Genomic DNA, 14315 nt, shown 5'->3' with positions numbered 1-14315 from the left:
ACCTTCAGCTTCCCCAGCAGCGCGCAATGGCCACGGTGCCACCCGGATTGCTCTGTACACCTGCCTGGTCGAGCTGAAAATCACCGCAGCGATCATCGGCCATCAAACCATGCGGCAGCCGCCGTGCACGCAGCGTGAAGGTATCGCTGCCACGTTCGGCATGCAGGCTGTAATGGCGGTTGCCAACGGGCAGTACCGGTTCGCCCTCGGCGTATTGGCCGGTGCGTACACGGTGGTGTTCCAGGCGCAGGGCAGCGTCATGCAGCAGGCCAACCACTTCGCTGCGTGCGGCTCGCCTGAGCTGGTCGCTGTAACTGGGGTAGGCAATGGCTGCCAGAATGCCGGTGACAGCCACGACAATCAACAGTTCGATCAGGCTCAGGCCTTGCTGCATGTCAGTCTCCCTTCAGTCTCTGCCGCCACAGAATCCGCTGCGGCGCCTGTGTTTGAGCCGCTGGCACGGCATACACCGCCTCCAGCACGTGCCTGGCCGCGAGTTGCCGGCTGACTGCGGTCACTCGGTAAAGCGTGACGGGCTCATCCCCCGGCCGATGCGCGGCCAGGGTTGTCTGGCCAAGGTTCTGCACTTGGAAGTAACCGCTCTGGCTGGCTTGCCATTGCCCCAGCAAGTCATGCGCGCGCGGGGGTGGCAGGCACGCCTGGCACAACCCAGGGGGCGCGCGCTGCAGTTCGGCCTCTGCGACCAGCAGCGTGGCTTCGGCCTGATCGAGTGCCTGCAAACCCTCGCGCAGGTAGCCGACCATGCGCGCTTCCACCAGGGCATCGCGCAACGCCGAAGCCGTCAGCAGGCCAAGCAAAAGGCTGAACACCAGCGCCAGCAGCAGGACCATGCCACGCTGGCGCTTCATGGCCGGGCAACCGGGTTGCGGACCGCCACACTCATGCCGTAACGCTGTTCGATGCCCAAATCAGGATCGAACAAGGTCAGTTGCACATCCACCCGCTGCCCCTCGGCGGTGTCGGCAGACTCAATGTGCAGTTCACGCACGTGGTCGACCAATGGTTGAGGGTTGTTGCGCCGCACGAACCTCAGCGTGCCGTCGTGGAGTTGGTAGTGGTGCCGGCTGATAGGAAAGGCCAACGGCAAGCTCGCGCTGTTCGCACGCCCCTTCTGCACCTCGGCGTTCTTGACGCAATCGGTGAGCAAGGTCCAGTCCGGAACCCCGGGGTGCCCTGGCAGTTCTGCCACTACCAGGCTCAGGCTTGCCGGGCCAACCCGCACAGGCCGCGCAAAAGCATCCCGCGCAGATGGGTCCTTGAAGTCCTCAGGCCTCAGGCGCAAACAACCGAACATGCCCGCCATACGGATATCCTGAGCCATGCGCAGCAAGGCCAGACGGGCGTCCGCCTGCATGCGCAGCGCCGCAGATTGAAGGCGCCAGCCCTGGTGGGCCGAGATGAAAAGGTGGCTGGCTGCAGTCAGCAGCATCAGGCCGATGGCCAGCGCAAGCAGCGCTTCGACCAGGCCGAAGCCACCTTGCTTACGCCTCATGGCCTCGGCACCGTCAGCTTGCCCGCGGCCCTGCCCCGTTCAAGCGACGTATGCGCGCCCAACGCATCCAGCATGTCGCGACGCGCGCTGTCAGTGGCCTGCAATGCCTGAAGCTGCAACCCTGCAGCAGCGAACATGCCCAATGCCACGACCGCTACAGCCAACAGTACCTCCAGAAGCGTCATGCCCCGTTGATTCGCGTGCATCCCTGCACCTCCTGCGATATTTCCCGCAATTGCCTTGCACCTGCTCGACTGGACCTCTCGCCCACCGAGCCTGAAGCTACAGCCAAGCACTTCCAGGGAGGAATGCACGGTGAAGCAACAGGGCGTAACACTGATACAAATGATGTTCGGGCTGGCTATGGCGGCGCTGCTGACCCAGCTTGGCGTGCCGGCCTACGCGAAATTGAGCGATGAACTGCACAGGGCAGCAGTGGCCCGCAACTTGGCCCAGACGCTGCGTAGCGCACGCGGCCACGCGGCCCTGCAGAGCCAGGCGGTGGTGGTCCAGCCTTTGGATAATGATTGGGGCAAGGGTTGGCGCGTGCTGCTGGAGCATAACCAGCAGTTGCTGCGCGAGTACCGACCGGCTCGGCCCCAGCGGGTGAAGGCCAATACTGGGAGCCAGATAAGGTTCAGCGCACTGGGTGTGCCGCTGGGAAAGAACAACAACTTGTCTGGGGGGCGGCTTGAGGTCTGTGAGGGTTCGTCTGCAACCAGCCGGCATCATGTTGTGCTGGCGACCAGCGGTAGGGTCAGCCTGCGCACGGGAGAAGCGGAAGATTCCCTGTGCGCAGGCCGCTGATCAGATCAGTGAACGCACCCGTAGCTCTTTGGGCATGGAGAACGTGATGTTCTCCGGGCGCCCATCGAGCTCTTCGGCGCCCGTGGCACCCCAGGCCTTGAGCTGGTCGATCACGCCCCGCACCAGCACTTCCGGGGCCGAAGCGCCGGCAGTTATACCGATCCGTGCCGCCTGTTCGAACCAGCCGCGTTGCATGTCCTCGGCACCATCGATGAGGTAGGCCGGGGTACCCATGCGCTCGGCCAACTCACGCAGGCGGTTGGAGTTGGAACTGTTGGGGCTGCCCACCACCAGCACCACGTCACACTCACCGGCCAGTTGCTTGACGGCGTCCTGGCGGTTCTGGGTGGCGTAGCAGATATCGTCCTTGCGCGGGCCGCCGATGTTCGGGAAGCGCGTACGCAGGGCATCGATGACCCGGCTGGTATCGTCCATCGACAGCGTGGTCTGGGTGACAAACGCCAGGTTGTCCGGGTCGCGTACTTGCAGTTGGGCCACATCGTCCTCGTCTTCGACCAGGTAGATGGCGCCGCCGTTGCTGGCGTCGTATTGCCCCATGGTGCCTTCGACTTCCGGGTGCCCTTCATGGCCGATCAGGATGCACTCGCGACCGTCACGGCTGTACTTGGCGACCTCGATATGCACCTTGGTCACCAGCGGGCAGGTGGCATCGAACACTTTCAGGCCGCGACCGGCGGCTTCCTGGCGCACGGCCTGGGAAACACCATGGGCACTGAAAATGACGATGACGTCGTCCGGTACCTGATCCAGTTCTTCGACGAAGATGGCACCCCGGCTGCGCAGGTCTTCCACCACGAACTTGTTGTGCACCACTTCATGGCGCACGTAGATCGGTGGGCCGAAGACTTCCAGCGCACGGTTGACGATCTCGATCGCCCGGTCGACCCCTGCGCAGAAACCGCGAGGGTTGGCGAGTTTGATTTGCATGCTCGGCTCCAGGCTTACAGGGCCTTCACCTCGAGGATCTCCACCTCGAAGGTAAGGGTCTTGCCTGCCAGTGGGTGATTGAAGTCGATGGTCACCTGGTTGTCATCGAACGCTTTGACCACACCGGGCAATTCGGTGTTGGCGGCATCGTTGAAAATGATCAGCAGCCCTTCGGACAATTCCATGCCCTCGAACTGGGACCGTGGCATGACCTGTACGTTCTGCGGGTTAGGCTGGCCGAAGGCATTCTCCGGGGCAACCACGACCGTGCGCTTGTCACCGGCCTTGAAGCCGAACAGTGCGGACTCGAAGCCCGGCAGCAGGTTGCCGTCGCCGACCTTGAAGGTGGCTGGGGCCTTGTCGAACGTGCTGTCGACGGTATCGCCGTTTTCCAGGTGCAGCGCGAAGTGCAGGGTAACTTCGGTGTTCTGGCCGATACGGGTGTCAGTCATGGACCGGATCCTCAGACTTCTTGCTCTTGAACATATCCAGCGCCAGCATCACCGCACCAACGGTGATGGCGCTGTCGGCCACATTGAAGGCCGGGAAGTGATGAACGTTCTTCCAGTGCACCAGGATGAAATCCACCACGTGGCCCAGCACGATGCGGTCGTACAGGTTGCCCAGCGCACCACCAAGCACCAGCGCCAGCGCCACGGCCAGCCAGGTCTCGTTGCGCCCCAGGCGCTTGAGCCAGACCACCAGCACGGCGCTGACCACCACGGCGATCAGGGCGAACAGCCAGCGCTGCCAGCCAGAGCTGTCGGCCAGGAAGCTGAACGCCGCGCCGGTGTTGTAGGCAAGGGTCCAGCTGAAGTAGTCAGGGATGACCACGATCTGCTGGTACATGCTCAGGGCGTTGTTGAAATACAGCTTGGTGGCCTGGTCAACGACCAGGACCAGCAGGCTGAGCCAGAGCCATGCAAGGCGCCCGAAGCGCCCCACTGCAGGGTTAGGCATAGTGGCGCACCTCACCGGAACCGCTCAGGTTGTCGACGCAACGGCTGCAGATTTCCGGGTGCTCCGGATGGCTGCCGACGTCGGCGCGGAAGTGCCAGCAGCGGCCGCACTTGGTGTGGCCAGACTTGACCACTTTCAGCTTGAGGCCTTCGACTTCGGTGGCCACGGCATCGGCCGGCGCCTGGGCGAACGGCACCACGCTGGCAGCAGAGGTGATGAGAACGAAGCGCAGCTCATCGCCCAGCTTGCCCAGGTCGGCGCTAAGGCCTTCTTCGGCGAACAAGGTGACTTCGGCCTGCAGGTTGCCACCGATGACCTTGGCGGCACGCTGGTTTTCCAGCTCCTTGTTGACCGCAGCCTTGACCGCCATTACGCGGTCCCAGTAAGCGCGATCCAGCTCGGTGCCTTCGGGCAGCTCGGTCAGGCCCTGATACCAGCCGTTGAGCATGACCGACTCGTTGCGCTCGCCCGGCAGGTACTGCCAGATTTCATCGGCGGTGAAGGCCAGGATCGGCGCGATCCAGCGCACCAGCGCTTCGCTGATGTGGTACAGCGCGGTCTGGCAGGAGCGACGTGCAACACTGTTGGCGCCCGTGGTGTACTGCCTGTCCTTGATGATGTCGAGGTAGAAGCCGCCCAGCTCCTGCACGCAGAAGTTGTGGATCTTCGAGTAGACATTCCAGAAGCGGTACTCGCTGTAGTGCTCTTCCAGCTCGCGCTGCAGCAGCAGGGTACGGTCCACTGCCCAGCGGTCCAGGGCCAGCATATCTTCCGGGGCCAGCAGATCGCGGGCCGGGTCGAAGCCGGACAGGTTGGAAAGCAGGAAGCGTGCGGTATTGCGGATACGGCGGTAGGCGTCGGCGCTGCGCTGCAGGATCTGCTCGGAAACGGCCATCTCACCCGAATAGTCGGTAGCCGAGACCCACAGGCGCAGGATGTCGGCACCCAGGGTGTTGTTGACTTTTTCCGGCTCGATGGTGTTGCCCAGCGACTTGGACATCTTGCGACCGCTTTCGTCCACGGTGAAGCCGTGGGTCAGCAGTTCGCGATACGGCGCGTGGTTGTCGATGGCGCAACCGGTCAGCAACGAGGAATGGAACCAGCCACGGTGCTGGTCGGAGCCTTCCAGGTACAGGTCCGCACGCGGGCCGGTGGCGTGGCCGATGTCATGCGAGCCGCGCAATACATGCCAGTGGGTGGTGCCGGAGTCGAACCACACGTCCAGGGTGTCGGTGATCTTGTCGTACTGGCCGGCTTCATCACCGAGCAGTTCGGCAGCGTCCAGCTTGAACCAGGCCTCGATACCTTCCTGTTCGACACGCTTGGCCACCGCTTCCATCAGTTCGACGGTGCGTGGGTGCAGTTCACCGGTCTGCTTGTGCAGGAAGAACGGGATCGGCACACCCCAGTTGCGCTGACGCGAGATGCACCAGTCCGGGCGGTTGGCGATCATCGAGTGCAGGCGCGCCTGGCCCCAGGCCGGGACGAACTGGGTGTCTTCGATGGCTTTGAGCGCGCGCTCACGCAGCGGCTCGCCGGTGTTTGGCTGCTTGTCCATGCCCACGAACCACTGCGCGGTGGCGCGGTAGATCAGCGGGGTCTTGTGGCGCCAGCAGTGCATGTAGCTGTGGCTGATGGTTTCGGTATGCATCAGCGCACCGACTTCGCTCAGCTTCTCGACGATGGCCGGGTTGGCCTTCCAGATGAACTGGCCGCCAAAGAACTCCAGCGACTCGACGTACACACCGTTGCTCTGCACCGGCGTGAGGATGTCGTCGTTGACCATGCCGTAGCGCTTGCAGGTGACAAAGTCGTCTTCACCGTAGGCTGGCGCGGAGTGGACCACACCGGTACCTGCTCCCAGCTCGACATAGTCGGCCAGGTAGATCGGCGACAGACGGTCGTAGAAGGGGTGGCGGAAGTTGACCAGTTCCAGGGCCGAGCCTTGGGCGGTGGCGATGACCGAACCTTCCAGGTCGTAGCGCTTGAGGCACGACTCGACCAGCTCTTCGGCCAGCACCAGCAGACGCTCGCCGGTATCGACCAGCGCGTACTTGAACTCCGGGTGGATGTTCAGCGCCTGGTTGGCGGGGATGGTCCACGGGGTGGTGGTCCAGATCACGATTGCAGCGGGCTTGGCCAGGGCCGGCAGGCCGAAGGCGGCAGCCAGTTTGTCGGCGTCGGCGACCGGGAAGGCCACATCGATGGTTTGCGACTTCTTGTCGGCGTATTCGACCTCGGCTTCTGCGAGCGCGGAGCCGCAATCGAAGCACCAGTTCACGGGCTTCAGGCCCTTGAACACGAAGCCCTGCTTGACCATTTCGGCCAAGGCGCGGATTTCACCGGCCTCGTTGGCGAAGTTCATGGTCTTGTACGGGTTGTCCCAGTCGCCCAGTACACCCAGGCGGATGAACTCGGTCTTCTGCCCTTCGATCTGTTCGGCAGCGTATTCGCGGCACAGCTCACGGGTGCGGTCGGCGGTCAGGTGCTTGCCGTGGGTGACTTCGACCTTGTGTTCGATCGGCAGGCCGTGGCAGTCCCAACCCGGCACGTAAGGCGCGTCGAAGCCCGAGAGGGTCTTGGAGCGGACGATCATGTCCTTGAGAATCTTGTTCAGCGCATGACCGATGTGAATCTTGCCGTTGGCATAGGGCGGGCCGTCGTGCAGGACGAACTTCGGACGATCCTTGCCAATTTCGCGCAGCTTCTGGTACAGGCCAATGCTGTCCCAGCGCTGCAGGATCTGCGGTTCGCGCTGAGGCAGGCCGGCCTTCATGGGGAAGGCGGTGTCCGGAAGGTTTAGCGTGGCTTTGTAGTCGGTCATTTCAGGCTCTTCGTTAGCGGTTGAGCGTGCCAATGTGCACGTGCGGCGGCGATATCCGCATCGATCGCCGACTTCAGCGCCTCCAGGGAGGCGAATCGCTGCTCTTCACGCAGCTTGTGGTGGAATTCCACCGTCAGGCGCCGGCCATACAGATCGCCGGCATAATCCAGTAGATGAATTTCAAGGTGCGGGCGGCCGTCACCGGCCACGGTGGGGCGCACCCCGATATTGCCAACCCCTGGCCAGGCCTTGCCGTCGATTTCGATGCTGGCCAGGTAGACCCCGGACAACGGCACACGACGCCGCTTGAGCTGGATGTTGGCGGTGGGCGTGCCGAGCTGGCGGGCCAGCTTCTGGCCGTGCAATACGCGCCCGGTAATGCTGTAAGGGCGGCCCAGCAAATGCTCGGCGAGCTCGAAGTTGCCTTCGGACAACGCCTGGCGCACCTCGGTGCTGCTGACCCGCAAGCCGTCCTGGATCACCGTGTTGGCGGCCTCGACGGTGAAGCCGTACTGCTTGCCGGCTTCGACCAGGAAGGTGAAATCGCCCGCGCGGTCGCAGCCAAAGCGGAAGTCGTCGCCCACTTCAAGGTGGCGCACGCCCAGGCCGTCGACCAGGATCGCCTTGACGAATTCATCGGCGCTGAGTTGGCTCAGGCGCTGGTTGAACGCCAGGCACAAGACCCTGTCGATACCTTCGCCAGCCAACAGCTCGATTTTGTCGCGCAGGCGCGCCAGGCGAGCCGGCGCGGTGTCCGCAGCGAAGTACTCGCGCGGCTGCGGCTCGAAGATCACCACGCACGTAGGCAGGCCAAGCGCTTGGCCACGCTCGCGCAGACGCGCCAGGATCGCCTGGTGGCCGCGGTGAACCCCGTCGAAGTTGCCAATGGTGGCGACACAGCCCCGGTGCTCGGGGCGCAGGTTGTGAAGACCTCGAACCAGCTGCATAACGCGCTTCTTGCTCATAAAGTGGCCGATTATAACCACACCCGGGCGCTGGTGACAGGCGGCAGCGCCCGGGTGCGGCGTGGAAAACGAAAAACCGACGCCTGACTCGCCTTGTAGCTCAGTGCAGGGCCTTGCGGGCGAAATGCCGGGGCCTGAAGCCGCACAGGTAAAGGCAACCGAAATAGGTCACGATGCCGGCCGTGATCAGCGCCCCGAGGCGGACGAAACGCTCGAACATGTTGCCTTGCTCCCACGCAGGCAGGTAATGCATGCCCACCAGCAGTACGGCGACCATCAGCGCCACCGCCAGCACCAGCTTGAGCAGGAACAGCGTCCAGCCCGGCTGCGGTTGGAACAGCTGCTGGCTGCGCAGCTTCCAGAACAGCAGGCCCGCATTCAGGCAGGCGCCCAGGCTGATCGCCAAAGCCAGGCCGGCGTGCTGCAGCGGGCCGACCAGGGCCAGGTTGAACAGTTGGGTGCAGATGAGGGTGAAGATCGCGATCCGCACGGGTGTACGAATATTCTGCTGCGCATAGAAGCCCGGTGCCAGCACCTTGACCAGAATGATCGCCAGCAGGCCTACCGAATAGGCGATCAGTGCCCGTTGGGTCATCGCCGCGTCGTAAGCGCTGAACTTGCCGTACTGGAACAAGGCAACGGTCAGCGGCTCGGCGAGTATCGCCAGGGCCAGCGTGCAGGGCAGCACGAGCAGGAAGCACAGGCGCAGGCCCCAGTCGAGAATCCGCGAATACTCCTCGCGGTCCTTGTTGGCGTAGGTCTTGGCCAGGGTCGGCAGCAAAATGGTGCCAAGGGCCACGCCAAGCACGCCCGAGGGCAGCTCCATGAGGCGGTCGGCGTAGTACATCCAGGACACCGATCCGGCCACCAGGAAGGAGGCGAAGATGGTGTTGATGATCAACGAAATCTGGCTGACCGAAACACCGAGGATGGCCGGCAGCATCTGTTTGAGCACACGCCACACGCCTGTGTCACGCAGGTTCAGGCGCGGCAGCACGAGCATGCCGATTTTCTTGAGTGCCGGCAGCTGGTACAGCAACTGCGCCAGGCCCCCGGCCAGTACGCCCCAGGCCAGCGCCATGATGGGCGGGTCGAAATACGGCGTGAGCAGCAGGGCGAAAATGATCATCGCCACGTTGAGCAGGGTCGGCGTGAAGGCCGGGACCGAGAAACGGTTCCAGGTATTGAGGATCGCGCCGACCAGTGACGACAGTGAGATCAGCAATATATAAGGAAAGGTCACCCGCAGCAGGTCGGTGGTCAGCTGATATTTCTCGGCATCGTCCACAAACCCGGGGGCGGTAGCCCAGACCACCCAGGGTGCCGCTAGCACGCCAATCACCGTGACCAGGGCCAGGACCAGCGTCAGCAGGCCGCTGACATAGGCAATGAAAGTGCGCGTCGCCTCCTCGCCCTGCTGGGTCTTGTATTCGGCAAGGATTGGTACGAACGCCTGGGAAAAGGCCCCCTCGGCAAAAATCCGCCGCAGCAGGTTGGGCAGCTTGAAGGCGATGAAAAAGGCGTCGGTAGCGATGCCGGCGCCGAAGACACGGGCCAGGATGGTGTCACGCACGAACCCCAGCACCCGGGAAATCATGGTGATGGAGCTGACTGCAGCCAGGGATTTGAGCAGGTTCATCGAAAAGATTCACGCCAAGGGCAGAGGACGCTGCCAGACAGCGTCCGAATGTGCGATACTCCCGCGCCTTCGCAGGGGAGCCAAAAATTCCCGAGTTTACAGGTCGTGCAGCAGAAAGGAATATTTCCCTCCTGTTGGTGCACCGCTCGGCGGAACCCTGCAGGTGGCCTTGACATCCGCTCAACTGATCGGCATGATTCGCGGCCTATTTTGTTTGCTATTTACCTAAAGTCTTTCGAGGAGCTCGACGGTGGCCAACACACCTTCCGCCAAGAAACGTGCAAAACAGGCTGAGAAGCGTCGCAGCCACAACGCCAGCCTGCGTTCCATGGTCCGCACCTACATCAAGAATGTAGTCAAAGCCATCGACGCAAAAGACGCCGAAAAAGCGCAAGCCGCTTACGTTCTGGCTGTACCTGTAATCGACCGTATGGCCGACAAAGGTATCATCCACAAGAACAAAGCTGCTCGCCACAAAGGCCGTCTGAATGGCCACATCAAGGCGCTGAAAGAAGCTGCAGCTGCCTAAGCGACGCTTGTCGAAAAACCGACCCTAGGGTCGGTTTTTTATTGCCTGCGATTTGGTGATGCTTGTGTCCCCTGTTGCAGCCTCATCGCCGGCAAGCCGGCTTCCACAGGGATTTGCGCCGAGCTTTAGAAATGGATAAGACCGTTGCTTGCTCAGGTAAAGCCCAGGCCTGAAGAACTGCGCGGTCGAGGTGGGAGCCGGCTTGCCGGCGATGGGCTGCGCAGCAGCCCCATAACAGACCTGCACGCTCGTCGGGGCCAGCGAGCATCTGGGTCCGCTTTGCGGCCCATCGCCGGCAAGCCCGGCTCCCACATGGACTGCGCCGGCTTTTGGAAAGTGGGCAAAACGGTTGCTTTATTCAATCAATGAGGGCCACAGCGCGGCCCCTTCCCTACTTGGCGATCTGAATCTTCGGGGCCCACTGTAGCCAGGCGTCCTCAGGCTTGTCGAACAAGGCAAAGGTCTGCTGCGGCCGCGCCGGGTTGCCCATCTGCTCGCCATCGGGCGTGGCGAAGGCAATACCACCGTCGATGAGGGTCTCCAGCGACTCGGTGCGTACCGTGGCGCCTTTGAACAGGCCCCAATCGAAACCGAAACCGCTGCTATTCCAGAACCGGCTGCCACCGCGCACCAGTGCGGCATAGCGCGGCTCGATCAGGATGTGAATGAGCACGCGGTCGGCCGTCTGCCCCAATTCGAAGCCCGTTACCTTACCCACCGCGACCTCGCGGTAGGTCACCGGCACGCCCGGCTTGATCGACCCCCTGCGCGGCGCGCTAAGCGTCAAAGGCAGGCCGACTTCCACCCCGGTGACCTCAGGCGCGTCAGCCAAGGCGATGAAATCACGCTGCGGGCCTTTGTCCTTCACAGCCGGCTGCACTTCCAGGTACTGCCCGCCAATCAGGGTATCGAGGTTTTCGGTACGCACCAGGCCAAGGGCCGGTTTGACCACCCAGAACTGCGTGCCAGCACGGGCGATGCGGTCTGCCGCTTCGGTGATACGTGCGCGCAGCAACACAGCCTGCAGGTCCTTGGTCAGGTCGACACTCTCGATACTGCCAACATCCAGGCCACGGAAACGGATGGGCGTGCCCGGCTTGAGGCCGTCAGCACGGTCTACACGAATGGTTATCAGGGTGCCGGCACGGTTTACCGCCTCCTGGCTCTCATGCAGGCGGAACCTTGGAATATGGCGTTTGAGCGGTACGTTCGGCGTTGGTGTGTCAAAGGCGATACCACCGGCCATCAGGGTCTGCAGCGACTCACTCTTTATCTTGATGCCCGACAGGCCACCAGTGAGGGTGATGCCACTGACGTTCCAGAAGCGAGAAGAGCCATTGACCAGGTTCTCGTACTCCTTTTCGATGTGCACTCCGATCAGGATGCGACTGCTGTTGCGGGCAAACTGGTAGCTCTGCACGCTACCCACCTTGACCTGGCGATACATCACCGGGCTGCCGACCTCCAGCGAGCCCAGCGTATCGGCGAACAGCACCATGTGCAGCCCAGGCGCCTTGAGGTCCAGCGGCGGTGCCTTGGCCCTTGCTTCGAACTCGCGCTGCGGGGCGGCCCCCTTTTCACCGGGGCGGATGGCAATGTAGTTACCCTTCACCAAGGCCTCCAGGCCTGTGATACCCGCCAGGGAAATGGAAGGCTTGACCACCCAGAACTGCGTGCCATCGACGAGATAGTCTTCGGTCAGGGGGTCCAGGGTCAGTTCAGCCATTGCACTGCCGAGGTTGTCCTCCATCTTCAGGGCCTTCAGCGAGCCGACTTGAATGCCTTTGTACATGACCGGGGTGCGCCCCGCCTGCAGGCCCTCATAGTCGCTCAGCTTGACCTTCACACGGATACCCGCCTGGGCGGCATCGAAGTCTTCGTACAAGCGGAACGGCAGGCTCGGGTCGGTTGGCGGGCTATCCTTGCGGTGCTCCGGCGTAGCGAAGGCGATGCCACCCGCAACGATGCTGGAGAGGGACTCGCTGCGTACCTTTACCCCCGACAGCCCGGCATCGATGCTGATGCCGCTGGCATTCCAGAAGCGCGTATGTTTGCGCACCAGGCTGGCATAAGCCGGCTCGATGAACACTTTGACCTCGACCGTGCTCTGGTCCTCTGACAGGCGGTAGCTCTTTACCCGGCCAACCTGGATCTGCTTGTAGAATATAGGGCTGTCGCGGTTGAGCGAGCCCAGGCGGTCTGCTTTGAGCGTAAGGTGCAGGCCCGGTTCGCTGTCCGAAAGCGGTGGCGCCACCTTCAATGCCTTGAAGCGCTTGGTTCGCTCACCTTCACCCGGGCTGACGGCAATGTAATTGCCTGACACCAAGGTCTCCAGACCCGAGATACCCGCCAGCGTGACACTGGGCTTGACCAGCCAGAAGCGTGTGCCCTTGGTCAGGTGGGGCTCTGCATCTTTGTTCATCTCGATGGTGGCGATGACACCTTGGTTTTCACCCTCGGCATCGAGCACCAGGCTTTTGACCTTGCCCACAGGCATGCCTTTGTAGATGACTTCGGTTTTGTTGGCGACGATACCCTCACCGCTCTCGAAACGAACTTCGATCTCTACACCCGCATCACGGTAGGCCTGCCAGGCCAGCCACCCTCCAATCATCAAAGCGATCAGCGGCAGAATCCAGATGGCCGACCAGTTGGAGGCGGGCCGGGTTTTAGCCGTTGGCATGTCACTCATGGTCGTCATCCGACTCCGTGTTATCCCAAATCAGTCGGGGATCGAAAGTTAAAGCAGCGAGCATCGTGAGAATCACCACAGTAGCGAAGGCGACAGCGCCCAAGTTGGCTTCGACACTGGCAATACGGCCGAAATTCACCACCGCCACCAAGATGGCGATGACGAAGATGTCCAGCATCGACCAGCGTCCTATGAACTCGATGAACCGATACATCAAAATGCGTTGCCGCGCTGACAACGGCTGGCGGCGCTGCACCGAATACAACAACAAACCGATGCCCACCAGTTTGAAGGTGGGCACCAGAATACTGGCAATGAACACCACTGCGGCAATGGGCACCATGCCATGCTTGAGCAGCGTGATGACGCCGGACATGATCGTGTCCGGGCTGCCCTGCCCCAATGTACTGACAGTCATGATCGGCAGCACGTTGGCAGGTATGTAGAGGATCGAGGCAGCGATGAGCAGCGCCCAGGTACGGACGATACTGTTGGGCCGACGCGCATGCACAATCGCGCCGCAGCGCGTGCAGGCCTGCGACTTGCTCTCGGAATCCTGTCGATTCAGTTCATGACACTCATTGCAGACCACAATGCCCGCATCAATCGCCCGCATGCAGATCCTCCCCCGACAGCGCACTCCAGATCTGGTGTGGAGACATCACCACTTCAAGCCAAACCTGAATCAGCAACAGGCTGATGAAGCAAAACAACCCTAGCCCTATGGTCAGCTCGGCAAGGTCGACCAGTTTCACGATGGCGACCAGCACGCCCATGAAGTAGACCTCAAGCATGCCCCAGTCTCGCAAATGATGATAAATGCGATAAATCAGCAGCCCATAGCTACGCCCAACGTTCAGGCGGATGCTCAGGAGCACCATGAGCTGGCACATCAGTTTGAGAAATGGAACCGCCATGCTGCACAGGAACACCACGACAGCGACACCGCGCATTTCGGAGTTGTACAAGCCCAGCACGCCACTCCACACCGTGTCGTCTGACGTCTGGCCAAGCAGGTGCAACTGCATGATCGGCAGGAAGTTGGCAGGCACGAACAGCAACAGCGCGGTCAGCGCCAGTGCCAGGCTGCGATTGACCACGTTGTGCCGGTGAGCGTACAGCTCATAACCACAGCGGGGGCACTGGGCCTTCTCATTGTGTTGCAGTTGGGGCTTGCGCATCAGCAGGTCGCATTCATGGCACGCGACCAACTCGTCCAGCGGCAACTGCTCTAGCGCTTGAGTTTCGACTGGGTTGGGCATCTCGAGGTTCTGAATAGATACGTGGGCTCTATTCTAGTGATACAGCTCGAAATGTGGGAGCCGACTTTCGAGCAACAGAGCCGGAAAGACAAAACCCCTACCTGCTCGCGCAGATAGGGGTTTTGCGAAATGAATCTTGACGATGACCTACTCTCACATGGGGAAACCCCACACTA

At 61.9% G+C, this 14315-nt stretch carries 15 protein-coding genes; 2 read left to right on the top strand and 13 right to left on the bottom strand.

Annotated features, from left to right (window positions below; genetic code table 11):
• Positions 1 to 4: 4 nt before the first annotated feature.
• From ACIPZC_RS25300 to ACIPZC_RS25285, 4 genes are read right to left on the bottom strand one after another with little or no spacing between them, the layout of a single operon-like run.
• Positions 5 to 394, bottom strand: coding sequence for a type IV pilin protein (locus ACIPZC_RS25300; protein ID WP_267818907.1), 390 nt, complete (start codon positions 392 to 394; stop codon positions 5 to 7).
• Position 395: 1 nt separating this feature from the next.
• Entirely contained in the window at positions 396 to 869 is a 474-nt protein-coding gene (locus ACIPZC_RS25295) for a hypothetical protein (RefSeq protein WP_400630240.1), read from the bottom strand.
• A complete protein-coding gene (locus ACIPZC_RS25290) occupies positions 866 to 1513 on the bottom strand; it encodes a PilW family protein (RefSeq protein ID WP_400630238.1) in 648 nt (215 codons plus the stop codon). The genes ACIPZC_RS25295 and ACIPZC_RS25290 overlap by 4 nt, the downstream gene beginning before the upstream one ends.
• A complete protein-coding gene (locus ACIPZC_RS25285; RefSeq protein WP_400630236.1) occupies positions 1510 to 1719 on the bottom strand; it encodes a prepilin-type N-terminal cleavage/methylation domain-containing protein in 210 nt (69 codons plus the stop codon). The genes ACIPZC_RS25290 and ACIPZC_RS25285 overlap by 4 nt, the downstream gene beginning before the upstream one ends.
• Before the next feature lie 109 nt (positions 1720 to 1828).
• On the opposite strand from ACIPZC_RS25285, the gene ACIPZC_RS25280 reads away from it, so the two are divergent.
• Entirely contained in the window at positions 1829 to 2320 is a 492-nt protein-coding gene (locus ACIPZC_RS25280) for a GspH/FimT family pseudopilin (RefSeq protein WP_400630259.1), read from the top strand.
• Here ACIPZC_RS25280 and ispH read toward each other — a convergent pair whose 3' ends face one another.
• From ispH to murJ, 6 genes are all read right to left on the bottom strand, one after another.
• Entirely contained in the window at positions 2321 to 3268 is a 948-nt protein-coding gene (gene ispH / locus ACIPZC_RS25275) for a 4-hydroxy-3-methylbut-2-enyl diphosphate reductase (RefSeq protein WP_400630234.1), read from the bottom strand.
• Between the two features lie 14 nt (positions 3269 to 3282).
• A complete protein-coding gene (fkpB, locus tag ACIPZC_RS25270; protein ID WP_103445784.1) occupies positions 3283 to 3720 on the bottom strand; it encodes an FKBP-type peptidyl-prolyl cis-trans isomerase in 438 nt (145 codons plus the stop codon).
• On the bottom strand, positions 3713 to 4228 hold the full coding sequence (lspA, locus tag ACIPZC_RS25265) for a signal peptidase II (protein ID WP_241807161.1): 516 nt from the start codon (positions 4226 to 4228) through the stop codon (positions 3713 to 3715). The genes fkpB and lspA overlap by 8 nt, the downstream gene beginning before the upstream one ends.
• Positions 4221 to 7052, bottom strand: coding sequence for an isoleucine--tRNA ligase (gene ileS, locus ACIPZC_RS25260; RefSeq protein WP_400630231.1), 2832 nt, complete (start codon positions 7050 to 7052; stop codon positions 4221 to 4223). Before ileS ends, lspA begins: the two co-directional genes overlap by 8 nt.
• Complete coding sequence (gene ribF / locus ACIPZC_RS25255; protein ID WP_267818927.1) at positions 7049 to 7999, bottom strand: bifunctional riboflavin kinase/FAD synthetase; 951 nt, start codon at positions 7997 to 7999, stop codon at positions 7049 to 7051. The genes ileS and ribF overlap by 4 nt, the downstream gene beginning before the upstream one ends.
• Positions 8000 to 8117: 118 nt before the next feature.
• Positions 8118 to 9656 (bottom strand): murein biosynthesis integral membrane protein MurJ, encoded by a 1539-nt coding sequence (murJ, locus tag ACIPZC_RS25250; protein ID WP_400630228.1) that lies wholly within the window; start codon positions 9654 to 9656, stop codon positions 8118 to 8120.
• 250 nt (positions 9657 to 9906) lie between these two features.
• Here murJ and rpsT point away from each other — a divergent pair, with 250 nt between their 5' ends.
• On the top strand, positions 9907 to 10185 hold the full coding sequence (gene rpsT, locus ACIPZC_RS25245) for a 30S ribosomal protein S20 (RefSeq protein ID WP_003247625.1): 279 nt from the start codon (positions 9907 to 9909) through the stop codon (positions 10183 to 10185).
• A gap of 391 nt (positions 10186 to 10576) precedes the next feature.
• On the opposite strand, the gene ACIPZC_RS25240 is transcribed toward rpsT, so the two are convergent.
• The 3 genes from ACIPZC_RS25240 to ACIPZC_RS25230 are packed head-to-tail and all read right to left on the bottom strand — an operon-like array spanning position 10577 to position 14139.
• Positions 10577 to 12877, bottom strand: coding sequence for a PqiB family protein (locus ACIPZC_RS25240; protein ID WP_267818932.1), 2301 nt, complete (start codon positions 12875 to 12877; stop codon positions 10577 to 10579).
• Positions 12870 to 13493, bottom strand: a complete 624-nt coding sequence (locus tag ACIPZC_RS25235; protein ID WP_241807156.1) for a paraquat-inducible protein A — start codon at positions 13491 to 13493, stop codon at positions 12870 to 12872. The genes ACIPZC_RS25240 and ACIPZC_RS25235 overlap by 8 nt, the downstream gene beginning before the upstream one ends.
• Positions 13480 to 14139 (bottom strand): paraquat-inducible protein A, encoded by a 660-nt coding sequence (locus tag ACIPZC_RS25230; protein WP_241807155.1) that lies wholly within the window; start codon positions 14137 to 14139, stop codon positions 13480 to 13482. The genes ACIPZC_RS25235 and ACIPZC_RS25230 overlap by 14 nt, the downstream gene beginning before the upstream one ends.
• Positions 14140 to 14315 lie beyond the last annotated feature (176 nt).

Source organism: Pseudomonas sp. NPDC089743 (genome assembly GCF_044748785.1).
Classification (GTDB): Bacteria; Pseudomonadota; Gammaproteobacteria; order Pseudomonadales; family Pseudomonadaceae; genus Aquipseudomonas; species Aquipseudomonas putida_X.
This window is presented reverse-complemented; position numbering and strand designations above follow the sequence as displayed.